This is a genomic window from Chryseobacterium limigenitum, from assembly GCF_900114875.1.
GTDB lineage: Bacteria > Bacteroidota > Bacteroidia > Flavobacteriales > Weeksellaceae > Chryseobacterium > Chryseobacterium limigenitum.
On the sequence record NZ_FPKW01000003.1, the window covers coordinates 165,359 to 191,201 of the forward strand.

22 protein-coding genes and 1 pseudogene are annotated in these 25,843 nt (G+C 34.4%); 15 read left to right on the forward strand and 8 right to left on the reverse strand.

Annotated elements, in window-relative coordinates; genetic code table 11:
- Position 1 precedes the first annotated feature (1 nt).
- Both BT156_RS05735 and BT156_RS05740 read right to left on the reverse strand, forming a co-directional pair.
- Entirely contained in the window at positions 2–913 is a 912-nt protein-coding gene (locus tag BT156_RS05735) for an ABC transporter ATP-binding protein (RefSeq protein ID WP_072408066.1), read from the reverse strand.
- Positions 914–1,020: 107 nt separating this feature from the next.
- Entirely contained in the window at positions 1,021–1,371 is a 351-nt protein-coding gene (locus BT156_RS05740) for a T9SS type A sorting domain-containing protein (protein ID WP_072408067.1), read from the reverse strand.
- A 119-nt stretch (positions 1,372–1,490) separates the two neighbouring features.
- Here BT156_RS05740 and hemB point away from each other — a divergent pair, with 119 nt between their 5' ends.
- The 4 genes and pseudogenes from hemB to BT156_RS05765 all read left to right on the forward strand — a co-directional run bounded on the left by hemB (position 1,491) and on the right by BT156_RS05765 (position 7,033).
- Positions 1,491–2,480, forward strand: a complete 990-nt coding sequence (gene hemB, locus BT156_RS05745; protein ID WP_072408069.1) for a porphobilinogen synthase — start codon at positions 1,491–1,493, stop codon at positions 2,478–2,480.
- 507 nt (positions 2,481–2,987) lie between these two features.
- A pseudogene (gene lptB / locus BT156_RS05755) lies at positions 2,988–3,713 on the forward strand (LPS export ABC transporter ATP-binding protein); the annotation flags it as partial.
- A 503-nt stretch (positions 3,714–4,216) separates the two neighbouring features.
- Entirely contained in the window at positions 4,217–5,944 is a 1,728-nt protein-coding gene (locus BT156_RS05760) for an ABC transporter ATP-binding protein (protein ID WP_072408406.1), read from the forward strand.
- A 138-nt stretch (positions 5,945–6,082) separates the two neighbouring features.
- On the forward strand, positions 6,083–7,033 hold the full coding sequence (locus BT156_RS05765; protein WP_072408075.1) for a helix-turn-helix transcriptional regulator: 951 nt from the start codon (positions 6,083–6,085) through the stop codon (positions 7,031–7,033).
- A gap of 135 nt (positions 7,034–7,168) precedes the next feature.
- Here the strand turns inward: BT156_RS05765 and BT156_RS05770 are convergent, their stop codons facing one another.
- Complete coding sequence (locus BT156_RS05770; RefSeq protein ID WP_072408077.1) at positions 7,169–7,660, reverse strand: DinB family protein; 492 nt, start codon at positions 7,658–7,660, stop codon at positions 7,169–7,171.
- 493 nt (positions 7,661–8,153) lie between these two features.
- Here BT156_RS05770 and BT156_RS05780 point away from each other — a divergent pair, with 493 nt between their 5' ends.
- The 4 genes from BT156_RS05780 to BT156_RS05795 all read left to right on the forward strand — a co-directional run bounded on the left by BT156_RS05780 (position 8,154) and on the right by BT156_RS05795 (position 11,890).
- Positions 8,154–8,723, forward strand: a complete 570-nt coding sequence (locus BT156_RS05780) for a cob(I)yrinic acid a,c-diamide adenosyltransferase (RefSeq protein WP_072408408.1) — start codon at positions 8,154–8,156, stop codon at positions 8,721–8,723.
- Positions 8,713–9,342: a thiamine diphosphokinase gene (locus BT156_RS05785; protein WP_072408081.1), complete on the forward strand. Its 630-nt coding sequence runs from the start codon at positions 8,713–8,715 to the stop codon at positions 9,340–9,342. Before BT156_RS05780 ends, BT156_RS05785 begins: the two co-directional genes overlap by 11 nt.
- A gap of 168 nt (positions 9,343–9,510) precedes the next feature.
- Positions 9,511–10,389: a tyrosine-protein phosphatase gene (locus tag BT156_RS05790; RefSeq protein WP_072408083.1), complete on the forward strand. Its 879-nt coding sequence runs from the start codon at positions 9,511–9,513 to the stop codon at positions 10,387–10,389.
- 109 nt (positions 10,390–10,498) lie between these two features.
- Complete coding sequence (locus tag BT156_RS05795; protein WP_072408085.1) at positions 10,499–11,890, forward strand: type III PLP-dependent enzyme domain-containing protein; 1,392 nt, start codon at positions 10,499–10,501, stop codon at positions 11,888–11,890.
- Between the two features lie 169 nt (positions 11,891–12,059).
- Here BT156_RS05795 and BT156_RS05800 read toward each other — a convergent pair whose 3' ends face one another.
- Positions 12,060–12,719, reverse strand: a complete 660-nt coding sequence (locus BT156_RS05800) for an HAD family hydrolase (protein WP_072408087.1) — start codon at positions 12,717–12,719, stop codon at positions 12,060–12,062.
- A gap of 198 nt (positions 12,720–12,917) precedes the next feature.
- Between BT156_RS05800 and speB the strand changes: the two genes are divergently transcribed.
- The 3 genes from speB (at position 12,918) to BT156_RS05815 (ending at position 15,500) form a co-directional block, all read left to right on the forward strand.
- Entirely contained in the window at positions 12,918–13,772 is an 855-nt protein-coding gene (gene speB / locus BT156_RS05805) for an agmatinase (RefSeq protein WP_072408089.1), read from the forward strand.
- Between the two features lie 68 nt (positions 13,773–13,840).
- A complete protein-coding gene (locus tag BT156_RS05810; RefSeq protein WP_072408091.1) occupies positions 13,841–14,701 on the forward strand; it encodes a bifunctional helix-turn-helix domain-containing protein/methylated-DNA--[protein]-cysteine S-methyltransferase in 861 nt (286 codons plus the stop codon).
- Between the two features lie 190 nt (positions 14,702–14,891).
- Positions 14,892–15,500 (forward strand): alpha-ketoglutarate-dependent dioxygenase AlkB family protein, encoded by a 609-nt coding sequence (locus BT156_RS05815; RefSeq protein ID WP_072408410.1) that lies wholly within the window; start codon positions 14,892–14,894, stop codon positions 15,498–15,500.
- Positions 15,501–15,713: 213 nt separating this feature from the next.
- On the opposite strand, the gene BT156_RS05820 is transcribed toward BT156_RS05815, so the two are convergent.
- The 3 genes from BT156_RS05820 to BT156_RS05830 form a co-directional block, all read right to left on the reverse strand.
- Entirely contained in the window at positions 15,714–17,573 is a 1,860-nt protein-coding gene (locus tag BT156_RS05820) for a CocE/NonD family hydrolase (protein WP_072408093.1), read from the reverse strand.
- Between the two features lie 116 nt (positions 17,574–17,689).
- Positions 17,690–18,109, reverse strand: coding sequence for an SH3 domain-containing protein (locus BT156_RS05825; protein ID WP_072408095.1), 420 nt, complete (start codon positions 18,107–18,109; stop codon positions 17,690–17,692).
- Between the two features lie 6 nt (positions 18,110–18,115).
- Positions 18,116–18,607 carry a BON domain-containing protein gene (locus BT156_RS05830; protein ID WP_072408097.1) on the reverse strand — a complete coding sequence of 164 codons (492 nt, stop codon included), beginning with the start codon at positions 18,605–18,607 and terminating at the stop codon, positions 18,116–18,118.
- A 222-nt stretch (positions 18,608–18,829) separates the two neighbouring features.
- On the opposite strand from BT156_RS05830, the gene BT156_RS05835 reads away from it, so the two are divergent.
- Positions 18,830–20,080, forward strand: coding sequence for a dicarboxylate/amino acid:cation symporter (locus tag BT156_RS05835; RefSeq protein ID WP_072408099.1), 1,251 nt, complete (start codon positions 18,830–18,832; stop codon positions 20,078–20,080).
- A 379-nt stretch (positions 20,081–20,459) separates the two neighbouring features.
- Positions 20,460–21,173, forward strand: coding sequence for a phytanoyl-CoA dioxygenase family protein (locus BT156_RS05840; RefSeq protein WP_072408101.1), 714 nt, complete (start codon positions 20,460–20,462; stop codon positions 21,171–21,173).
- A 254-nt stretch (positions 21,174–21,427) separates the two neighbouring features.
- On the opposite strand, the gene BT156_RS05845 is transcribed toward BT156_RS05840, so the two are convergent.
- Entirely contained in the window at positions 21,428–24,229 is a 2,802-nt protein-coding gene (locus BT156_RS05845) for a GH92 family glycosyl hydrolase (protein WP_072408103.1), read from the reverse strand.
- A gap of 127 nt (positions 24,230–24,356) precedes the next feature.
- Here BT156_RS05845 and BT156_RS05850 point away from each other — a divergent pair, with 127 nt between their 5' ends.
- On the forward strand, positions 24,357–25,463 hold the full coding sequence (locus BT156_RS05850) for an Mrp/NBP35 family ATP-binding protein (protein ID WP_072408105.1): 1,107 nt from the start codon (positions 24,357–24,359) through the stop codon (positions 25,461–25,463).
- Positions 25,464–25,513: 50 nt separating this feature from the next.
- Positions 25,514–25,762 (forward strand): NifU family protein, encoded by a 249-nt coding sequence (locus BT156_RS05855; protein WP_066755730.1) that lies wholly within the window; start codon positions 25,514–25,516, stop codon positions 25,760–25,762.
- Positions 25,763–25,843 lie beyond the last annotated feature (81 nt).

Sequence of the window (25,843 nt, forward strand, 5' to 3'; positions counted from 1 at the left end):
ATTAAGAGTTGTTGCTTACCGCATTAATAAATACTTCATTCATACTTGGAATTTTTTCATCAAATGACCTTACTTTTCCAACATTTACAAGATCTAAAATGATGTTGTTCTGATCATTTTCATTCTTCAGATCAAAAGAAACCAGATTATTTTCATTGGTATAATTAAAGATCTCGTATTTGTTTTTGAAAGTATCAAATTGAGAATCATTTACCTCAGAAAGGGTAATCCCAAAAATATTTTTCTTGAATTTTTCTCTTACATCAAAAACTCTTCCGTCAATTATTTTTTTAGAATTATTGATTAATGCTACATAATCACACATTTCCTCAACACTTTCCATTCGGTGAGTAGAAAGAATAATGGTTGTTCCGTTATTTTTAAGTTCGATGATTTGGTCTTTAATCAAATTGGCATTCACAGGATCAAAACCAGAGAAAGGTTCATCCAGAATTAAAAGATGCGGCCTGTGAAGAACAGTTACCACAAACTGAATTTTCTGAGCCATTCCTTTTGAAAGTTCAGACAGTTTTTTCTTCCACCATTGATCGATATTCAGTTTTTCAAACCATTTTTTTGCTTCATTTAAAGCGTCATTTTTGGTCATTCCTTTTAATTCTCCGAAATAAAGGATCTGATCACCAACGGTCATATTTTTATATAAACCTCTTTCTTCGGGCATATAACCGATATCTCTGATATGATTTTGATTAAGCCTTTCTCCATTAATAAAGACATCTCCGGAATCAGCCTGAGTAATTTGATTGATGATACGGATAAAGGAAGTTTTTCCGGCTCCGTTTGGCCCTAAAAGACCATAAATACTCCCTTTCGGGACATGTATACTGAAGTCATCCAACGCTGTTTTCTTACCTGCATTGTAGGTCTTCGTAATATGTTCAGCTTTTAGCATTAATTTGTTTTTCTATAGTTAGTATAAAAATATCCCGAAAGTTACGGAATAATTAAAACAGAATTAACCTAAAAGAAAAAATCCTGATGATTATCAGGATTTAAATTTTATTGTTTTACGATTTGAGTAACCTTTTGGGTATTATCGCTTAAAGTGTAGCGTATCAAATATTTTCCGGGCTTCAATTTTTCAATATTGATCTCTCCCGAGTTCATATTTACGGTGTAGTTAGCAACTTGTGTACCCAAAATTGAATAAAAAGTCACGCTTTTAACTCTTAAAGAAGAGTCTTTTGCCTTAATGATAAGGAAATCCTTTGCAGGATTTGGATAGGCAACAAGCACACCATCATCTGCCTTTTGCGAGATGGAGCCAGGCTCTCTCAGTTGAGCTTTAAAATTGTTGGAAAATCCAACAAAAGTGCCTGTAAATAGAAATAAAAGTAAAAGTTTTTTCATCAAATTATAATTTCTCGAATGTATTGTAACAAATGTAAATAATTCTACAATCTCCTGCAATAGTTTTTTACAGAAGTTGTAGTAAATTTGCAGAAACTTATTCAAAAAGTATTCCAAAAATGATACATTCAAGAAATAGAAGACTTAGAGTTAATGAATCTATGAGAAGCTTGGTAAGAGAAAGTATCCTTACAACTGATGATTTTGTAATGCCGATCTTCGTAATGGAGGGCGAAAACAAGGAAGAGGCGATCCCGTCGATGCCGGGTATTTTCAGGCGAAGTATAGATTTAACGGTGAAGGAATGTAAGGAATTATTTTCTTTAGGCGTAAAAGCGGTCAATCTGTACATGAAGGTGTCTGATCATTTAAAAGACAACACCGGAAAAGAAGCTTGGAACAAAGACGGCTTAATGCAAAGCACGATCAAAGCGATTAAGGATGCTGTTCCTGCAATGATCGTGATGCCTGATGTTGCCCTAGATCCATATTCAATTTACGGTCACGACGGAATTATTGAAAACGGGAAAGTCGTAAATGATGCTACCAACGATGCATTGGCAAGAATGTCTGTGTCACATGCGGAGGCCGGAGCTGACATTGTGGCACCAAGTGATATGATGGATGGAAGAGTATTGAGCATTCGTGAGGCTTTAGAAGACAGCGGATTTACAGATGTTGGAATTTTAAGTTATTCTGCAAAATATGCGAGTTCTTTTTATGGACCGTTCAGAAGTGCTTTAGACAGCGCTCCGAAAGATAATATGGAAATTCCGAAAGATAAAAAAACATATCAGATGGATTTTCATAATTCTCGTGAAGCATTAAACGAGGTCTTTAAAGATATTGAAGAGGGCGCAGATATTATTATGATCAAACCGGGACTTCCGTATTTGGATATTGTTTCTAAAGTTCGTGAAGCTATCGATCTTCCAATCGCGGTTTACAACGTAAGTGGTGAATATGCAATGGTAAAAGCAGCGGCTCAAAACGGCTGGGTGGATAATGATAAAACGATTATTGAAAGCTTAACTTGCTTCAAAAGAGCAGGAGCGGATATGATCTTTACTTATTTTGCTAAAGAAGCAGCGATTCTTTTAAATAAATAATATTTTCTTTATAAAATAACACCTCAATTTGAGGTGTTATTTGCTTTTTATTCTAATTAAAACATGCGTTGTAGTGAGGAGATCCTAGAACAATAGGATTTTGTCCGCCCTTATCATATACGCATATATTTGATGGACATAAGTACCATCCCGGTTGGCAATTACCATTGGCATCTGGTGGGCGTATATTACCTCCGTTAATTTTCATTAGATCTTTTTTTGTTAATTTTTTCATAATAAAAATATTTATTTGATTAGTGAAAATCTAAATTAATAAATATTTATCACATAATATTGATATATTTTTCTTTTTGTAAAATGAAATATAAAATTAGTTAGATTTAATTAATATTTTAAATCAAAATACTTTTTTAAGATAATATATAACAGTTTATTTGTAGCATTATTATGCTGATCTGTCGAAGCACTTATTAAAAAAATCATAAAACTTTTGAACACAATCTTTAATCTAAAATTTGAATTCAAAAAAACTTTATCTTTGTCCCTATGATTTTACGAGGAGAAAACTTAATCAAAGAATACGGTCCAAAAAAAGTTGTTAAAGGCGTTTCTGTACAAGTTCAGCAAGGAGAAATTGTAGGTTTGCTTGGCCCGAACGGAGCCGGAAAAACCACATCGTTTTATATGATTGTTGGTTTGGTTAAGCCCACTTCAGGAAAGATTTTCTTGGATAAGCAGGAAATTACAACCGATGCCATGTACCGCAGAGCCCAAAAAGGAATCGGTTATCTGGCTCAGGAAGCGTCGGTTTTCAGAAAACTTTCGGTGGAAGAAAATATCATGGGAGTTTTACAGTTGACCAATCTTTCAAAACGCGAACAGCAGATGAAATGTGATGAACTGGTTGAAGAATTCTCGTTACAGCACGTCCGTAAAAACAGAGGAGATCTTCTTTCGGGAGGAGAAAGGCGTAGAACAGAGATCGCACGTTGTCTGGCAACAAGCCCGAATTTTATCCTTTTAGATGAGCCTTTTGCAGGGGTTGACCCGATTGCAGTTGAAGATATTCAGAAGATTGTAAGAAGTTTAGTTGACAAGAACATCGGAATTTTGATTACCGATCACAACGTTCAGCAAACTTTAGCAATTACCAATAAAACATACATTATGTTCGAAGGAAAGATCCTGAAAGAAGGACTTCCCGAAGAATTAGCGAATGATCCGCAGGTAAGAGAAGCTTATCTTGGTGAAAACTTCGTTTATCAGAGTATCTTAGACAAACCAAAAAGGAAAACTTATGCCTATAATATTTGGGCAGGTAATTTCGACTCCAAATCTCAATTTCAAGCTTTTGTGGATGAAAATTTTTCGCAGTTTGATGATTTGAGATTAATGTACGGTTTTGAAGATATCAGTTTTGCATCGTTGGGAAATTCTGAAATTCAGCATATTTTCAGTGACGTTGTAGATAAGAATGCGAATAATTCTTTTGTTTTCCAGAGAAAAGAAATTAATTCTCAATATTCTTTAGAGCAGGCAAAAGCAGAATCACAGTCGGCAAGCAAATCAGAATTGCATTATTTAACAACTGAGCCTTTTGAACTATAAAAATTAAAGCAATCATTTGCTGAAAAATATAATAAAACGTACCTTTTCTCTTTGAAACGGTACGTTTTTTAGTTAAAATAATTCCTATGGCAAAACCTTTTAACAGAACAGTTACTTTATTTGGAATTTATCAACAGTTGGTTCCATTTATTAAGCCTTATCGCTTAATGATTTATGGAACTTTACTTCTTACTTTTTTAGGAGCTCTTGCAGCGCAGGTGAATCCACTTGTTTTGAAATATACGGTAGATGAGGTTACAAAACTGACGCATTTGCCGAACCCAATGTCTGAGGGAATTCATGTTTTGGTCATCATTTCGATTATTTTACTTGGAAAAGAATTACTGAATATTTTCATCAATTTCGGACAGAAATTTTATGGTGAAAAGATTAGAATTAATGTAAGTTCAGTTCTGGCGCAATCCGCAATTGATAAGATTTTGACGTATCGTGTAGCTTATTTTAACGATGAAAACCACGAGTCAGGAAAATTACAGATCAGAATAGACAGAGGAATTGAAAGTCTGACAAAATTAGTTCAAAACTTTTTTATCGACATGTTACCGTTATTTTCCAACGCGTTTATTGCATTGATTATCATGTATATGCAAAATGTTTATGTTGGATTGGTTTCTACTATCATTGTTCCTATTTATTTTTATATCAGCTCATTACAGGCGAAAAAATTGGGTGGAGTTCGTCGACAATTAAGAAATCAGCGCGAACAGAAAACTTCGGGATTGTTGAATTTGATCAATTCTATCATGGTGATCAAAAGTTTTGTCCGTGAAAAATTTGAAGGCAAAAAACAATCCGACTTGCAGATGCAGCTGATGGAAAGCCAGATGTTTACCCGAAAAACGAACTTTATTTATGATGGTTTAAAAACTTTTATCGAGCAGTTTGGAGTGGTTTTAATTATTCTTTTGACGGTTTATTTGGTGTTGGATCAGCAGATGACAATCGGCGCAATCATACTTCATATCATGCTTTTCAACAATGTTTCAGCTCCGATTCGTCAGTTGCACAGAATTTATGATGATATGAATGATGCGATGATTTATGCAGAAGGATATTTTGATATTTTAAATGCTGATGACGAAAAAGAACAAAACGGAACTTTTGTAGAAAAGAAAATCATCGGAAATTTTGAATTAAAAAATGTCAACTTTTCCTATCCAAACGGAACACGGGCTTTGCATGATGTTTCCATGAAAATCGAAAACGGCAAAACAACTGCTTTGGTAGGTTTAAGTGGAGCCGGAAAATCAACAATCATCAACCTTTTATGTAAATTTTATCTTCCAAATTCTGGGGAGATTTTATTGGATAACGTTAATTTAAATGAATTTGATAATACTTTTCTGAGGGACGATTTAGGCTTGGTTCTTCAAAAAAACCACATTTTTCAGGGAAGTATTGAAGATAATATCCGTTATGGAGACATGAATGCGAGTTTTGAAGAAATTCAGGAAGCTGCAAAAAAAGCGTATTTGCATGAACAGATTTTAGATTTACCACAGCAATATCAGCACGATGCAACTCAACTTTCAGGAGGCCAGCAACAGAGAATTGCCATCGCAAGATTATTTTTGAAAAACCCGCCGATTATTTTTCTTGATGAACCTACTGCAAGTCTGGATGCCATCGCCACAGAACAGATCAAAAACTCCTTGGATGCTATAAAAGAGGGCAGAACTGTGATTATTATTTCACATTCTTTGTCTCAAATTTTAGATTCAGATAAAATTTATGTGATGAAAAAGGGCAGGGTCGTCGAAAGCGGGACTCACAATGAATTGGTACAAACCAACGGAACGTACCGCGAGATTTTTGATGCCTCCGCAAGAAGTTTAAATCTTGATAAACTGATGAATACTTTTAAGGATAATTAATTTAAGGAATTAGGAATTAGGAATTAGGAATTAGGAATTATTTTCGCTAAAACGCTAAAACGCTAAAACGCTAAAACGCTAAAACGCTAAAACGCTAAAACGCTAAAACGCTAAAACGCTAAAACGCTCAACAACTCAATGAACGACCATTACCTAAAAAAACTCGATCGGGTTACAGCTATTCTCACCCAACTTCAGTCAAAACCTTTGGTTCGTGCACAAGATCTTGCGTTGAAATTTGATGTCAGCGTCAGAACGATTTACCGTGATGTAAAGACACTCGAAAATGCCGGAATTCCGATTATTGGTGAAGCGGGAAGCGGGTATTCTTTGATGGACGGTTACAAACTTCCGCCCGTGATGTTTACAAAAGAAGAAGTTTTGAGTTTTATTACGGCTGAAAAACTGATGCAGAAATTTTTACATCAAAGTTTAGGAAATCACTATCAGTCGGCAATGGAAAAAGTACGTTCCGTATTAAAATATTCAGACAGGAATTTAATTCAGAATATTGAAAAACAGATTGATGTTTATAATTACCATCCAAAAACAGAAGATAATATTCAAAATATCATTCCGATTATTCTGGAAAGTATTGCAGAAAAGAAGCAGATAACGTTGGAATATGCAACCGTGGATTCCAAAGTTTCTATGCGAACGATTGAGGTTGTTGGTGTCTTTTTTGAGTTTAATTATTGGTATATCATGGCATTTTGTACGTTGCGAAATGATTTCAGACAATTTAGAGTTGACAGAATTTTACAGATCATTAAAACTCAAAATCCTTTCCTGCAGGAATATGGTCAGATTAATGATTACAGACAAAATCCGAACGGAAATAAAACCAAAGTCAGACTTTTGGTTGATAAAAAAATTATCGGACATCTCAGTAATTCAAAAAAATATTATGGCTTAATTGATGAGGTTGAAAGAGAAAATGGAGTAGAATTAATCTTCGAAACCGATTGGATCAAAGATGGATTTCCACGCTGGCTGATTACTTTTGCCGATTATGCAGAAGTTCTGGAGCCTGAATCTTTAAAAGAAAGTCTTAAAGAATTAGTCATTAAAATTTCAAAAAAAGTATAAGAAAATATTTTATCAAATTGGTTGAAAAAACGAAAAGCTTTCAGAAATCCTGAAAGCTTTTTTGTTTGGAAATGATTGATCTTTTTATGTTGTGCTGAATCAGCGATTTTAGTTTCAGTAAAGGCATTAATGATCCTAAAATCTCTCCCAAAAAAAAGGCGGTTCAATTCCTAAAGCTCTTAAATAAGTATATCCCTGACCTCTGTGATGAACTTCATTATCAACGAAATATAAAATATTCTGATAAACCGGGAATTCATATTGTCCGAATAAATTAAAAGTTTCCTGGAAACGTTCTTCCGAAATTTCATTAAAATATTGGTTGATCACTTGGGTTTCTTCGTCCCATTTTTTCAGGATTTCTTCTTTTGTTTTTGGGTTGAATGCTTCTTCATTAAAAGCTTCTTCATGTTTGTTAACGATCCCTTTTAAAGCAGGACCTCCGATGCTGATCAGCTCAACGGCCAATTTTGCAAACGGTCTCATTCCGCCAATTGAAAACTCGAATAATTCTTTTTCGGGAAAAGCTTCAATTACTCTTCTTGTGAGGTTTCTGTGGCCTTGCCAATGCTCTAATAATTGTTCTGATGAGATAAATTGTTTTGTGATTGTTGCTGTAGTAGTCATAATTTTTTATTTTGTTTGTTATTGTTGATACAAAGATATGACCGGGTTATGACAACAGTTTGTCAGTAGGGAATTCGGGTTTGAAAATTATTTTCTTTGTTGCAAAATATCATTCAGTATTTTTCGTTCAATGTATATCCGATACATCACAAGATCAGACAATGTAACATATGTAGAGGTAGATAAATAATTTGAAGATGGCCGATTTTTTTAATCGGTCATTTTTTTGTTTTGAGCGAAAATGGAGAATTTTATTTAAAGTGAGAATTGAATTTTGATGACAAGTATTTAAACTTCGACAAATACCCTAGCCCAGATTGCAGAGAAAATCCTTTTTTGAAAAAAAAAGATTGTAACGGAAAGCTGGAAATTGCTTCAAAAATAAATAAAACTGCAATTCGACGTAGTCAAACAGCTTCTGAAAACTTTCAAAATTTATGTATTTCAGGATATTTTACTTTTTACATTCTACAAAATGAAGTATTTTAGTCCTATGAAAATTTACACGAAAACAGGAGATAAAGGTCAAACTGCTTTGTATGGCGGAACGAGAGTTTCAAAAGCCAGCGCAAGAGTGGACAGTTATGGAAATATAGATGAGCTGAATTCATTCATTGGTATTGCGAAAAGTCATATCGAAGATGAAGATGTACTGAAGCAATTGAAAAAAATTCAGTTTGATTTGTTTACGGTAGGTTCAGAAGCTGCGACTCCGGTTGATAAATTGATGCTGGCGAACGGAAAATCGCGTCTTCCGATAATTATTTCTGACACTGAAATTGAAGAATTAGAAAACTGGATGGATGCTTTTGAAGATAAATTGGAACCGCTACAATATTTTATTCTTCCCGGTGGAGGGAAATCGGCTACATTTTTACACGCAGCGAGAACAATTTGCAGAAGAGCAGAGCGTTCTTTGGTTTTTTTAAATGAATCGGAAGAAGTGCGTCCTGAATTGATTAAATATCTGAACAGACTGTCGGATTATCTTTTTGTTTTGGCAAGATATATCTCCAAAATCAACAACGAAACGGAAGAATACTGGAACCCGAATGAAAGATAAAGTATTGCTTTTCATCAACGGAGATCCTCCAAAATCTTTTCCGAACATAGAAAACTATGGCTTGATTGCCTGTACAGATGGCGCCTTTCATTATCTTAAGCATCTGAATTTCCCTTTGGATAAATTAGATTTTATTTCCGGTGATTTCGATTCACATTCTGGTTCTGACGAAAATGTGTATGATGAAAAATTCATTTACACTCCGGATCAGGATAAAACGGATTTTCATAAGGCATTGGAAATTATTGTTGAAAAAGATTTTAAAAATGTTGATGTTTTAGGCGGAAGTGGAGGTGAACAGGATCATTTTTTAGGAAATCTTACCGTTGCTTTTGGTTTTAAAGATCAATTAAATATTAAGTTTTATGATGAATTTTCGGAATATTATTTTGTTCCGAAAAGTTTTACTGTAAAAGGTGTAAAGGATAAAATGATTTCATTGTATCCATTCCCGACAGTTGAAAATCTTACGACAAAAGGTTTGAATTGGTGTTTAACAAACGGAGATTTAAGCATAACTTCAAGAATCGGAACCAGAAATTTTGCTGTTGAAGATGAAGTTTCTGTTGAATATGAAAAAGGAGATTTGTTGATTTTTATTGGTAGGAATTATCTGTAGTTTTTAAATTTTAAAACAAATTACACAAATATTTTTCACAAATAGACACAATCATTATCATCAATAGGAACGGGCTTTAGCCCGTTTATACAATAAATAAAATGCAATTGGCTTTAGCCAAAATCTAAATAAATTATACACAAACATCTGTGTAAATCTGTGAAATCCGTGGGAAATAAAATAATTAAAATATCATTCCTTTTCATCTCATTATCCTGTATTTTCTCCTGCAAAGTACAGCAATTTTCCACACCCGAATACGGTAAAAAAGAAACAGAAAATCCAATTAAGATTAAAAAGGTAAACAATTTCCGAACTGTAAAAAATATCAAAAATTCTGAAGGAAAAATCTTAAAAGAAGGGAAATTTTACCGAAGCGGAAATCTTTATAAACTTAAAAACAGCTCATTTAATGAATTGGAAAAATTAGGGATAAAGGAAATTATTGATCTAAGAAATGCAAAAGAAATTGGCGACAAACCGGACAATCTTCCCGAAAATATTGTTTACAAAAAATATTCTGCTTTTGAAGATCAGGGTGATCAACTTTCACAAGCGAAAAAATTAGTCCTAAAAGGAAAAGTAAACGCTTCAGATGCAGACAAAAGAATGCTTGATTTTTACCGAGAATATGTCACAGAAAATCCAGAAATAATCAAAAAAATTATTAATGAAATTTTAGAATCTGATCAGCCTATTTTATATCATTGCACCGCAGGAAAGGATCGTACAGGAATTATTACTGCTCTAATTTTGAGTATTTTAAAATTTGACAAAGAGACCATTTACAATGATTATCTGTTGTCTAATAATTACAGGGAAAAATTAATTCTAAAAAGACTCCATTTAGCAGATAATTTACATTTCATCTATCCTAAAATGGATTTAAAGGTCTTAGAAAAACTAAGTTGGATTGAAAGTAATTATCTTGATGCCGCTTTTGATGAAATTGATAAGAAATATGGATCAATAGATTTTTATATTCAAAATGTATTGCAGATTTCTGAAGATAAGAGAAAAGAATATATCAGGAAGTTTACATATTAATAATTTGGTTTAAAATTTCACCGAAAATTGCTTGAAATTTATAATAACTTTAACACCCAAAAATCAAACTTTTTTAGCAATTTTGCATTCTTAATTCACTTGTTAAAAAATGAAAATAAAATACTCGGAACTTATTGATCAGACATTATATTTTCCTACGGAAGAATTTAATGTTTCTGAGAACAATTTGTTGTTTCACGATATTCCTTTAATGGAAGTTGTTGAAAAGTTTGGAACGCCTTTAAAGGTAAGTTACCTCCCGAAGATTTCTCAAAATATTCAGAAAGCGAAAAGCTGGTTTAAAGAAGCCTTTGAGAAAACCGAATATAAGAAAAATTACAGATATTGTTACTGCACAAAATCCAGCCATTTTAAGTTTGTCATTGAAGAAGCACTAAAGAACGATATTTCTATAGAAACTTCTTCTGCATACGACATGGATATCGTAAAATCTCTTTACAAGGAAGGAAAAGTAACAAAAGATATCGAAGTGATTTGTAACGGTTTCAAAACGGATGATTATCTGGCGAAAATTTCAGATATGATAAATAGCGGGTTTGAAAATATCACGCCGATTTTAGATAATTACCGTGAGTTGGATAAGCTTACAGAAAGCATCGACACAACTTTCGATATCGGAATCAGAATTGCTTCTGAGGAAGAACCGAAGTTCGAATTTTATACCTCAAGATTAGGAATCGGATATAAAGATATTATTCCTTATTACAGCCAAAAAATCGCTGAACACCCAAATGCAAGATTGAAAATGCTTCACTTCTTCATTAATACAGGGATCAAAGACACGGCGTATTATTGGAACGAATTATATAAATGTCTTCGTGTTTACGCACGTTTGAAGAAAATTGCTCCGGAAGTAAATTCATTGAATATCGGGGGAGGTTTCCCTATCAAAACTTCTTTGCAGTTTGATTACGATTATCAATATATGGTTGAAGAAATCGTTTCTCAGATCAAAAAATTCTGTGAAGAGGAAGGAGTAGAAGAACCTAATATCTATACTGAATTCGGAAGTTTTACCGTTGGAGAAAGTGGAGCGAATATCTATAAAATTATTTCTCAAAAACGTCAGAATGACAGAGAAAAATGGAATATGATCGATTCATCTTTCATGACTACTCTTCCTGATACTTGGGCAATCTCAAGACACTTTATCATGCTTCCATTAAATCGTTGGGATGATACGTATGAAAGAGTTTTCTTAGGTGGATTAACGTGTGATTCAGATGATTATTATAATTCTGAGCAACATACCAACGCAATTTATTTACCGGTTTTCAGTGATACGAAGCCTTTGTACATTGGTTTCTTTCATACAGGAGCGTATCAGGAAACAATTGGTGGTTATGGTGGTGTTCACCACTGTTTGATGCCTCAGCCGAGACATATTTTGATCCAAAAAGATGAAAACGGCGAGTTCCAATATGAGATTTTCCGTGAAAAACAGGAACCGGAAGATATTTTGAAATTGTTAGGGTACTAATAAAGTCATTGCGAGGAGTAAAGCAAGTTTATGCTGAGCCTGTCGAAGTAAAGCAATCTTATCAATAGGAACGGGTTTTAACCCGTTTATAAATGAAAAATAATCAATTGTTTTAGCCAAAACTTATTAAGATAAATAAAAATAGCCATCAAATCGATGGCTATTTTCTTTAAAAATATTTTGATATTTTATCCAGTTCCAAATCAATATAATCTGCAACTACAATATTTGCTAAGGTATAATCCTGATTTTTTGAATGCGGACTTCTGTATGCTGCACAGAAAATATTTGCCCTGTAAGATGCTAAAATTCCATTCGTTGAGTCTTCAATGACCATACAGTTTTCAATAGATTGATTTGCCAGTTCTGCCGCTAAAAGAAAAACTTCAGGATGAGGTTTTGATTCTTTTAAATCGGCACCGCTTATTTTTCCGCTGAAATATTTATCCAGTCCGAATTTTTCAAAAACCATGTTAATAGTGTTCATCGTTGCAGACGAAGCCAGAATTAAGGTAATTCCATTTTCATAGTAATGTTCGATCAATTGCTTTACTCCCGGAATCAAATTAAATTCTTCATCATTATAAAAATAATCTTTGAAATAATCTCTTTTCGTCTTTGCAATTTCTTCGTAAGTCTGCGTTAAATTAAATTGATTGATTAATGTCTCACAAACTCTTTTCGTTGAAGCTCCGGTAAAAGAAGTGTATAGATCTTCTGAAACATCAATTCCAAGGTCGCTAAATGTTTTGAAATAAGCTTTTCTGTGCAATGGTTCTGTATCTACAATCACCCCATCCATATCGAAAAGAACAGCTTTTAAAGGCATATTTTTGAATTTTGAACAAAATTAACTTTTAAAATTCAAAGATTAAATGATTTAAAGATTAAAAAATTAAAATGAAAGTTAAAAAATCATAACTCATGACTTCTGCTATAACTCCTACTTCCCATTTTCTAACTTCTTTGTATCTTTGCGGCAGTCTTTAATTTTTCAATCATTTAATTTTTTAATTAATCATTATATATGAAAACATACGCAGGAATTCCTGAAGAAAATGCTTCATTGGAGGCTTCAAAAGTAGTATTGGTAACGGTTCCTTATGACGGAACCTCAACTTGGGGGAAAGGAGCAGATAAAGGCCCGGAATTGTTCCTTGATGCTTCTGAGAATATGGAGCTTTACGACATTGAAACAGGAACTGAACCTTATTTGGAAGGTGTTTATTTGGCTGGAGAAATTACAGAAAAATCTTCACCTGAAGCAATGACAGAAGCGGTTTATCAAAAAACAAAAGAGCTTTTACAGAATGATGGAAAATTATTTACTCTTTTTGGTGGAGAACATTCTGTTTCTATTGGTTCGATCCGTGCGGTTGGTGAAAAATATGAAAACCTGACTGTACTTCAGTTAGATGCTCATACCGATCTGCGTCCAGAATTCCACGGTTCTACTTCTAATCATGCCTGTGCGGTTTTTGAAGCTAATCAGAAACATAATTTGGTGCAAGTGGGAATCCGTTCCATGGATATCGAAGAAGCTGAATATTTACCTGAAGGAAGAGTGTTCTTCGCTCACGAAATTGCTAACAATGAAAATTGGGTAAATGACGTATTAGAAAAAGTTTCCGGAAACGTTTATATCACAATTGATTTGGATGCTTTTGATCCTTCAATCGCTCCGTCAACAGGAACTCCTGAGCCAGGCGGTTTACAATGGTATCCAACATTAGAATTATTAAGAAAAGTTTTTGAAAAATGTAACGTTGTAGCATTCGATATTGTAGAATTAATGGATTCTCCTTATGCAAAACCAAGTGCATTCCTGGCGGCTAAGTTATATTACAAAATGCTTGCTTATTATCACATCAACCAAGACTAAAACTTCGCAAGAATCGGATTTTTTCTGCAGAGAATTCTTTGGAAATTTGTGAGGTAAAATAAAATGATATGTCCACACAAAATCAAATAGATTACGAAAGAATTGCCAAAGCGATAGCGTATATCCAAAGCAACTTTAAACTTCAGCCGAATTTGGATGAAGTGGCAGAGAAGATTAACCTTAGTCCGGCTCATTTCCAGAAAATATTTACGGATTGGGCAGGAACAAGTCCGAAGAAATTTTTACAGTTCATCAGTCTTGAACATGCTAAAAATTTATTGAAGAAAGAAAAAGCGAGTTTGTTTGATACAGCGTACGAGACAGGACTCTCAAGCACGAGCAGATTACACGATTTGTTTGTGAACATTGAGGGAATGTCTCCGGCAGAATATAAAAACGGCGGAAAAAGCCTTACGATCAATTATAGTTTTTCCGAAAGTCCTTTTGGAGAAATAATTACAGCTTCCACAGAAAAAGGAATCTGTTACATGGCTTTTGAAAACGATAAAGAAACAGCATTAGGGAATTTGATTCATAAATTTCCTAATGCTTCTTTTTTTGAAAAACAGGACGGCTTTCAGAAAAATGCATTGTCTATTTTTAATCAAGACTGGACGAAACTCAATACAATCAAGCTACATTTAAAAGGAACAGATTTTCAATTAAAAGTCTGGGAAAGTCTGCTCACTATTCCGATGGGAAAATTGTCGACATACGGAAATTTAGCCGAAAAAATTGGAAATCCAAATGCATCACGAGCGGTCGGAACAGCAATTGGCAGTAATCCTGTTGCATTTTTAATTCCTTGTCATCGTGTAATTCAATCTTCGGGAAATATTGGTGGCTATATGTGGGGAAGTGGAAGAAAGCAAATGATTATTGGTTGGGAAAGCTCAAGAGTTTATACTGAAAACTCTATTTTACTTTAAATTTTTTCTCACACAGATTTTACAGATTTTTTGTATCTTATTTTAGGTTTTGGCTAAAGCCAATTCATGTTTTGTGTATTTGAAAACGGACTAAAGTCCGTTCCTATTGATGTAAATGTTTGTGTTTATTTGTGAATACATTTGTGTTATTGGTACTTAAAAATATTCAGCTTTAAAATTATTAAAAATGATGAGTTTATTCGAAGATATATCAGATTATCCATTAAATATCCTCCCCAACGATGGAACTGTTCACTATTATGGAAAAGTTTTTTCTAAGGAGAAATCCGATTTTTATTATGATTATTTGTTCAGTCAAATTCCTTGGGAAAATGATGAAGCCGTGATTTTTGGAAAATTGATTTTAACCAAAAGAAAAGTAGGCTGGTTTGGAGAAAAACCATTTGAATATACCTATTCAAAACGAACAAAATTAGCAAAACCCTGGACTCCGGAGTTATTGGAATTAAAGAAAAAATGTGAAGAAATCTCGGGAGAAACCTATAACTCTTGTTTGTTGAATTTATATCACGACGGAAGTGAAGGAATGGCCTATCACAGCGATGGAGAAAAGGATTTGAAAAAACATGGAGCTATTGCATCTCTAACTTTCGGAGCGGAAAGGAAGTTTTTGTTTAAACATAAGACCACTAAAGAAAAAGTAGAGATATTTCTTGAAAACGGAAGTTTATTAATAATGAAAGGAGAAACTCAGGACAATTGGCTTCACCGACTTCCACCGAAGACAAAAGTGAAGACTCCAAGAGTGAATTTGACGTTTAGAAGTATTGAAGATTAATTTTTAACGCAAAGATTTATTTATTATTCTGTAAACTTTAGTGAGCAAAGAAGTAATCAACTTTGTTGATTTGAAGAAGCATATGCTTTATTAGAAAGCTTAATTAGTGACTTGTCACAATTCTTTGCACCTTTAAATAATAAATTTTAAATTTTAAAAACTTTGCGTTTAAAGAAAAAAAGGCTATTCAAATCCTGAACAGCCTTTTAAATTTTATTTCAATACTTCAACTTCAATCGCGCTATCATCAAAAACCTTGATAAACGCTTTTGTATAATCTTCTTTCGTTGCAAAATTAGAATTATCCATGAATTTCTGTGGATTAATCGCGAATAATGGGAACCAAGTTGAACTGATTTGTATCTGTATTTTGTGTCCTTTCTTAAAAGTATGAACAACATCTTGTAATCTGAAATTCACAGCCGTTTTCTGATTTGGAACCAAAGCTTCAGCTTTTTCTCTAGAATTTCTGAATCTTGCAGGCATAATTTCACTTCTTACCATTTGATGATAATTTCCGTAAATAACGCCATCTTTCTTTTCTGCAGGTTTGAAATCTTCAGGGTAAATATCAATTAATTTCACTGCAAAATCTGCATCTGTAGAAGTGGAGGCGATATTTAATTTAGCCATAATTTCTCCGGCGAAAGTCATGTCATCCGTTAAAACATCTGTTGTGAAAGTCAAAACATCAGGTCTTCCTTCTGCGAATCTTTGATCTTCAGACATGTAATTTCTAGGTGTAAAACCATTAAAATCTTTCAGATTATCTGAACTTAAGACCGGATTATTCGGGTCACTGTAATATTCTGATGAACCTTGCCCTGCTACGTTTTTCAATGTTCCTTTTGATAAATAGAAATTCACTTTTTGCCCTTCTTTAGGAGGATATGTTGTAAATTCTTTCCATTGTTTTGCTCCTGTATCGTACATCAAAGCTTCAGGAAGTCCTGCATCCTGTTTTGTATTTCCTTTTAAATAATGGTTGAAAAATTTCGTTTCAATATTTTTTTGATAATAGGTAGCAATGCTGTCTCCAAAATAAATTTGGTTGTGGAAGTGTTTTCCTTCTTCACGTCCCCATCCACCATGAGAGAAAGGTCCCATTACGATGGTGTTTTTTGCTTTCGGACTTGATTTTTCAATGGTTTTGTAAATATTTAAAGGCCCTGAAAGATCTTCAGCATCAAACCAGCCTCCAACGGTCATCACAGCATGATTTACATTTTTAAGATGAGGAAGAAGACTTCTTTTTTGCCAGAATTCATCATAGTTGGGATGATTCATTATTTCGGTCATGAAGAAATTGTCTTTGTAATATTTCTCATAACCGTCTTTCAATGTTCCCATTTCTCTGTAAAATTTCAAACCATCTTCAGAAGTTGATTTGATCATTGAATCTGAATACCAAGCTTTGTTTTCTGCCTTAGTTTTCTGAACTCCAAAGACAGGGAACGTCCTGAAATATCCTAACATAAATCTTCCGTTATGAAGAAAATCATCATTCCAGAAATCTGAAATCGGAGCTTGTGGAGAAGATGCTACCAATGCCGGATGTTCAGCTAAAATTCCAACAGCAGTGTAAAATCCGGGATAAGAAGTTCCAAATTGTCCGACTTTTCCGTTGTTGTCTTTAATATTTTTTATTAACCAATCGATAGTGTCATAAGTATCAGTACTTTCATCGACATCTTTTTTTGTTTTATGATCTACCTGAGGAGTCATATTGGTGAAAGTCCCTTCGCTCATATATCTTCCACGAACGTCCTGATACACAAAAATGTATTTGTCATTCATTAAATATTGATTCGGGCCAATCTTGGTTTTATATTCATTTTCACCGTAAGGAGCAATGCTGTAGCAGGTTCTCTGCATTAGAAAAGGATATTTATTCTTATTTGAAATATCTTTCGGAATGTAAACTGCTGTAAAAAGCTTCGTGCCGTCACGCATCGGAATGTACATTTCCTTTTTTATGAAATTATCCTTAACAAACGGATCAGCCGGCTGTGTATTTTGTGAATTTCCAAAAATGAAAAAGAAAATAAATAAAATTGAAATAGGGATCTTCATGAATTTAATTTGTTGCTAATTTAAAAATAAATGTTCATTAACAGATGTATTACCTCTTCTACATAAAAAATCCCCGAAATTTCTTTCAGGGATTCTATTATTTTATTTGGCTTTGATTAAGCTTTCAAATATCTTGAATAAGCATAACCTTCCTGTCCATCAGCATTTTTCACTTTCCACCAATCATCAGAAGTCTGCTCGATCAACGTTACGTTAGAACCTTTTGCCGCTTTACCAACAACAGCAGCTTCCGTAGAAGGCTCTTGTCTGATGTTTAGGTTAGAATCTTCTGTTGCCACAGTAAGAGCCGCACCTGCAGCAAGACCTGAAACCTGTACATCGATGTTGATATCTGATGCAGAATAAGTAGAATCAATTGCTCCTAAAGCATTCCAAACAGCATCTTTTGCAGCTGTGCTTGTAGCGCTTCCTGAAACATAAAGAATACCATCCTGCTCCTGAACCTGAAGACCTGAAATTCCTGCTGACTGAGCTGCAGAAACTACGCTTGAATATTTATCTTGTAATGTGCTCATTTCTAATTATTTTACTACTAAATTATTGTTATATTTTCCAACTTTCAAAGCATCTACAGATTCTTTGATTTTTCTAGCCTGTAGAGAAGAAACATTTCCTGTAAGAGTTAATTCACCGTTTACAACTTCAACTTTTACAGAAGGGAAATCTTTAACAGCGTCCTGAACTTTCTTTTGAACAGCAGGATCTACCGCTGAAGTAGTTTCAACTGCAGGAGTAGCCGGCATTGCAGCTGCAATAGTAGACATATCCATTACTTCTTTTACACCTTTTACAGCTTTTAACTGAGCGATCATTGCGTCTTTAGAAGCCTGATCTGCGAAAGTTCCGCTTAAGTGAGCAACACCGTCTTTTACTTCAACAGAAGCGTTAGGATTAGATGTTACAATTGTTGTTGCTTGAGTCTGAAGGTCTGCATCAGAAACTTTCTTTTTACAAGAAATAGCCCCGAAAGATACTGCCATAGCCAACGCAGCCATTGCGATAGTTTTTTTCATAGTTGTATATTTATTAATGTTGTTAATACAATCAAATGTAATAATAAAATTTATACCAAACGGATAAAAATTAAATAAATATTTCTTGCTTTTTTTACAATATTTTATAAATCAGGTTATTAATTTTCATGTATTATTAATTTAACATAAAATTATTACAGCTTTAATAAAAATCCTATGCCAACTTAAAAACTATTATATTTGCGAAACTTGAACTATTTTATGAAAGGACAAAATAAACTTTTTATAGCAATTATCGTTGCGCTTATTATTGGTGTGGGTATTGGTGGATTTGTGCATTTGCAGTATCCGGAAAGCGCAGAACCTTTTTCTAAAAACATAAAACTTCTTGGGACAGTTTTCATCAGATTGGTACAGATGATCATTGCTCCGTTGGTTTTTACAACTTTGGTGGTCGGCATTGCTAAAATGAGCGACATCAAAATGATCGGAAGGGTAGGAACAAAAGCAATGTTATGGTTTATTTCGGCATCCCTGATCTCTCTTTTTATTGGTTTGATATTGGTCAACTGGCTTGAACCGGGGCATGTGACCAAACTTCCCATTCAGGATGCGGCATCTGCCGAAGAATTATTGAAAAGCAGTAAAGGTTTTTCAATGGAAGATTTTGTAAAACACGTAATTCCTAAAAGTATATTTGAAGCTTTTGCAACGAATGAAGTATTACAGATTGTCGTATTCTCGATCATGTTCGGGGTTGCATTGGCAAATATGGGTGAAGAATATTCTCAGCCCGTTATTAAATTATTCGACATCGTTGCTCACGGAATCCTGAAAATGGTAGGCTACATCATGTGGTTTGCCCCGTTTGGAGTTTTAGGAGCGATAGCGGCTGTCGTCGCAACCAATGGTTTCGAAATTTTTAAAGTGTATGCCATTTATTTAAGAGACTTTTTCTTTGCATTAGCAATTCTTTGGCTGGTTTTATTACTGGTCGGATATTTAATTCTAGGAAACCGTCTTTTCGAATTATTAAAAAGAATCAAGGCGCCTTTATTGATTGCCTTTTCAACAACAAGTTCGGAGGCTGTTTTCCCGAAATTGGTTGAAGAATTGGAAAGATTTGGGTGTAACAATAGAGTCGTATCTTTCATTTTACCTTTAGGATATTCTTTCAATCTGGACGGAAGTATGATGTACATGACATTTGCATCAATTTTCATTGCTCAGATCTACGGAATTGAGATGACAATCGGACAACAAATTACCATGCTTTTAGTATTAATGCTTACTTCAAAAGGTATTGCAGGAGTTCCGAGAGCTTCTTTGGTGATTATTGTGGCTACTTGTTCCATGTTTGGAATTCCGCCGGAAGGTATTGCGTTAATCTTACCAATCGACCATTTCTGCGATATGGGAAGAAGTATGACCAACGTTTTAGGAAATGCGTTAGCTACTTCTGCGGTATCAAAATGGGAAGGTCAGCTGGAAAATCACGGCGGTGATATGTAAAACGTCAATTTAGCTTATGCTGAGTGAATGGTCAATAGTGAATTTTTATTTTTCATTATTGACCATTTATTTTTAAGGAGCAATTTCCCGCTTTCCGCACTCGCTATTTTTTTGATTTCGGTTTCGGCGAGCCTTTGGCTCGCCGAAACCGAAATCAAAAAAATGAGCTCAAACAAATGCTACAATCGGGGCTAAGTAGTTGTCCTTCTTTCAAAGTTTGTCATTGCGAACCGAGGGTGAAGCAATCTCATAAAAATTTGGTAATAAAAAAGATTGCTTCGTCGCTTCGCTCCTCGCAATGACACCAAAATTGATTTTTAAAGAAAATCTTTGCGATCTTTGTGTTTAAAATAGATTCAATAAAAAATCAAATTATTAGATGAATTTACAAAATCATAAAAATTTAATTACAGAAAATGGTTTCACGGTAATCGAAAATATTTTTTCAAACGAAGACATGGATAAGATAATTTACGTTCTCGAAAATATAGATACCTCAAAAGAAACCTTCAGAAAATCGGAAGATCTTTTTGCAATAAGACAATTTTTGAAAGAAATTCCTGAGGTTAAAGAGCTGATTTTTAATGAAAATATTAAAACGATCATCAATCAAATCTTCGGAGAAAAATATTTTACTGTGAAAAGTATTTATTTCGATAAGCCTGAAAAATCAAACTGGTATGTTGCCTATCATCAGGATTTAACAATTTCTGTGGATAAAAAAGTTGATTTGGAAAATTTCGAACCCTGGACGACCAAACAGAATCAGTTTGCAGTTCAGCCACCGTTAGATATTCTTGAAAATATTTACACGATCAGAATCCATTTAGATGATACAGATGAAAATAATGGAGCTTTAAAAGTTGTTCCAAAATCCCACGCAAAAGGAATTTACAGACCGGAAACCATAAACTGGGACGTAGAAACAGAAGAGATCTGCAGTGTAGAGAAAGGTGGAATTATGATCATGAAACCTTTAATCCTCCATGGTTCAAACCGTACAACAAACGGTAAGAAAAGAAGAGTTATTCATATCGAATTTTCTGATAAAGAACTTCCTGAAGAATTAAATTGGTCTGAGAGGATGAATTAAATTTTAGCGTAAAGTTTGTCATCCTGAATGCAGCGCAGCGAAATGAAGAATCTCTTTTATTACGATTAAAGATCCTTCGACTCCGCTCGGGATGACATCGCTAATACTAAATGTTTTAATTCTAATGTAAAATATGCAGAATGATTTACCAGTGTCATCCTGAGCGGAGTCGAAGGATCACTAGCCTTAACTATAAAAAATAAAAACCTCTTTCAAGCTGAAAGAGGTTTATTATTTAGATTAAAATTTAATAATTATTTCACAGAAATCTCATCAATAAAGATGTAAGCATCACCGCCAGCACCCTGATGCCACTCCGGAAGTTTTCCGAAGAAATAAGCTTTTACTTTTACATAGCGAGCTTCGGTCGGAAGAATATCTGTCTCAAAATCTTTAGTCTGAATGGTTTCATCTTTCGGATCAACCGTGTTATCAACCGTTTTTAGAAGAATAAAATCTTTTCCGTTCATAGAAGCATAATATTCTACTTTTTTAGGCATCAAGATCCATGCTCGGCTGTCCTGAAGATAAGTTGAAGACAATTTTGTGATCTGTTGAGGAGATTTCATATCAATAATCGCTTCAAAAGTCTGACCTTGATACCCCAGCCATTCGCCTTTTCTCCAGTTTACATCGCCGTTGATCCCATCAATTAATGATAATTTTCCGCTCGCTGTATATTGTGGAGTTGGTTTAGAATTTACAGTGATGTCCCAATTATTTGGCCTTCTGTTGAAATTAGCTGTTACAATTGAACTTTTCTCACCATTTCTTTCGGCATAAGCAGAAACCTGGGTGGTTTTACTGATGGTAAAAGGTTCTTTATAAGCTTTAAAAGTCTTTCTCACATTTGCGTCACCTTCATCCATTGTCATGAAATACAATTTATCATTCGGGTTTAAAGCAGTGATTTCAACTTTCGTGGAAAAATCGAAAATTCTGTCAGCTTTAATTACCGGCGAAGCTGTCAGCTCATCATATTTATAATCTTTGAATGATTTTGCGTTCTCAAAACCAAGTTTTTTAAGTTCGTCTCTTCCTGTGTTTTTTGTAATTGTTCTTGTTGTTCCGTCTTCCAGATGAATTTTAACCTCATCAAAATAAGGAGTGGTAGTCTGCCATTCAGGTAATCCCGGTGTTACAGAATAAATTCCCATGGTACTCAAAATATACCATACACTCATTTGTCCGCAATCCTCATTTCCGATTAAGCCATCCGGTGTATTTTTATAAAAATTATCAAGGATATATTTGATTTTTGCATCCGTTTTTTCCGGCTTACCAACATAATTGTATAAATAAGCAATATGGTGGCTCGGCTCATTTCCTTGGGCATATTGTCCCATCAACCCTGTGATATCCACCTGTTCTCTACCAGTGGTTGTATCCGGAGCAGAGAAAATAGCATCAATAAATTGTTCAAATTTTTCTTTTCCGCCATGAGCGGCGATCAATCCGGGAATATCTTGCTGAACAGAATAAGAGTAATGCCAAGAATTTCCTTCTGTATAGTTGTTATTCACTTCTCTTGGTTCAAAAGGCTCGTTCCAGTTTCCGTTTTTTCTAGGCTGCATGAATCCGTTCTTTGGATTGTACAAATTTTTCCAGTTTTGAGAACGTTTCATGAAATATTGATAATCTTCTTTTTTACCTAAAATTTTAGCCATTTGAGCAATACACCAGTCGTCGTAAGCATATTCTACTGTTTTAGAAACACTTTCATGCTCATCATCAATAGCAATATAATTGTTTTGTTTGTAAGCATTTAAACCGAAAATATCCAACATTGCAGAATGTTTAGAAGCTTCAAATGCTTTTTCATAATCAAAACCTGTAATTCCTTTTGCCATTGCGTCTGCAATTACAGAAACCGAGTGGTAACCGATCATACATTCCGTTTCATTGGAAGCGAGTTCCCAAACGGGCAGTTTCCCACCCTGTTCGTATTGTTTGATGAAAGTATTGATGAAATCTGCAGTTCTTTTTTTGTCAATTAAAGACATCAAAGGATGCGCTCCCCTGAAAGTATCCCAAAGCGAGAAAACCGAGTAATAATTGAAGTCTTTCGCTGTGTAGAATTTGTTGTCGCGACCTCTGTATTTTCCGTCAACATCCATATTAATGTTCGGTTGCGTGAAAACATGGTACATTGCCGTGTAGAAAATCGCTAATTTATCTTTATCAGAAGATTTAACTTCAATTTTAGATAATTCTTTGTCCCAATCGGCAACAGCTTGTTTTTTGATGGTTTCAAAATCATTAGACTTACCTTCAGCTAACATATTTTTTCCTGCACCTTCATAACCTGTTGGAGAAATCGCCACTTTTACGCTTATTTTTTCTCCTTTTTTAACGTTGGTGGAAAATGCCAAAGCCAGTTTTGTTCCTGTGAAAAGATTATTTTCGTCTTTTCCATTCACTAATTTCTTTGAAATTTTCATTGGTTTTGAAAACTCAATTCTGGCGTAAATGTATTGGTTGGTTGCCCATGCTTCACTTCTGCGGAAAACTTCAATTGTTTTGTCATCAATTATTTTAACCTCGCCTTCAAGCAACTTGTCTCTATGATTTAAGTCTAAAATAATGTTTGCATTTCCTGCGCTGTTGAAAGTATATTCGTGATAACCGACTCTTTTTGTCGTTGTCAGTCGAACATCAATATTATTTTTATCTAATTTAACGGAATAAAATCCTGCCGAAGCTTTTTCGTTTTTATGCGAAAATTTTGAAGAATATTCCTTGTTATCCAAACTTGGATTTCCCATTGTAGGCATCAACATGATGTCTCCGTAATCAGAAACACCGGTTCCGTTAAGATGCGTGTGAGAAAAACCATAAATTACAGAGTCTGAATAGTGGTATCCACTGCAACCGTCCCAGCTTCCGTCCACTCTTGTATCGGGTGAAAGCTGTACCATTCCGAATGGAACAATGGCACCCGGAAATGTGTGTCCGTGACCACCTGTTCCAATAAAGGGATTTACGTATTGAGAATAATTTTGAGAAAACAAATTATGAGAAATAATTCCTAAAAGAATAATTAATATTTTTTTCATCATGTAAAAATTAAAATCGTCCTAAATTACTATAAAATTTGGTTTCACAAAAGAATTTATCTATGATTACGTTTACTTATTCTAAATAGCTAAAAAATCCGTAAATTTGTAAACAATTTATATGTATATGTTGACGAAAGAAAAGGTTCAGGATTTCCTTAAAGAGATAGAAGTAGATGACTTAGTGACTAATTTTCAGGTTATGGGTAATGATGTCTATATCGACATGACGGCTCATTCACCTGCAATGCACGAAAAAAAGAAATTGGAAGCCGCTATGAAGCAGGCTTTTGCGAGTGAGTTTGGAGAAGAGATTAATTTAAAATTAAAGATCACTTCTCCGGAGCCTAGCGAAATTCAGCAAAGTCAGATCAAAGGAAAACAAATTCCTGGAATTCAAAATATTATCGCCATTGCTTCCGGAAAAGGAGGTGTTGGTAAGTCTACAGTGGCTGCAAACCTTGCGGTTACTTTAGCAAAAATGGGTTTTAAAGTTGGAATCTTAGATGCCGATATTTATGGGCCATCTGTTCCTACCATGTTTGATACGGAAGGTCAAAAGCCGGTTTCTATAGATGTTAACGGAAAAAGCTTAATGAAACCTATCGAAAATTATGGTGTGAAAATGCTTTCGATAGGATATTTCTCAGGAGCAAATCAGGCGGTGGTCTGGAGAGGTCCAATGGCTTCAAAAGCTTTAAACCAAATGATAAGAGATGCAGCTTGGGGAGAATTAGACTTTTTATTGATCGATCTTCCTCCGGGAACGGGTGATATTCACTTATCAATCATTCAGGAAGTTCCTGTGACGGGTGCGGTGATCGTAAGTACTCCTCAGCATGTGGCTTTGGCAGACGTTAGAAAAGGGATTGCGATGTTCCAGATGGAAAGTATTAATATTCCGGTTCTTGGATTAGTGGAAAATATGGCGTATTTTACACCGGAAGAATTGCCTGACAATAAATATTATATCTTTGGAAACCAGGGAGCGCAATATTTGGCTGATGATCTTGGAATTCCTGTATTGGGAGAGATTCCTTTGATCCAGAGCATCAGAGAAGCAGGTGATGTTGGAAGACCGGCTGCTTTGCAGGAAAATTCTAAAATTGCAGAAATCTACACAGAAACTGCGCGTAAAATGGTAGAAAGTCTTGTTGAAAGAAACAAACACCTTCCTCCGACTGAAGCGGTGAAGATCTCCACAATGGCAGGATGTTCTCCGAAAGCAAAATAATAATTATTTTCAATACATTTGAAAAACCGAATTGAACTGAAGAAAAAAATATGGAAACAAAGATAGCACACGAAGATACTGTAACAAGAGTAATGGAGGCTTTAGAAAGTATTCGTCCGTTTTTAAATAAAGATGGAGGAGACATTGAGCTTATTGATGTGAAAGATAACTCTGTTTATGTAAAGCTTTTAGGAAATTGTTCCGGTTGTTCTCTAAACTTTTCAACCCTTAAATTGGGTGTTGAAACTACTATTAAACAGCATGCTCCGGAAATTGAAAAAGTAATTAACGTAGAGTAAGAAAATAAAATTAAAATATTTTTAAAGACAGGCTTTTAGGCCTGTCTTTTTTTGTTCTGCTGATTTGAAAATCTCGTTTTT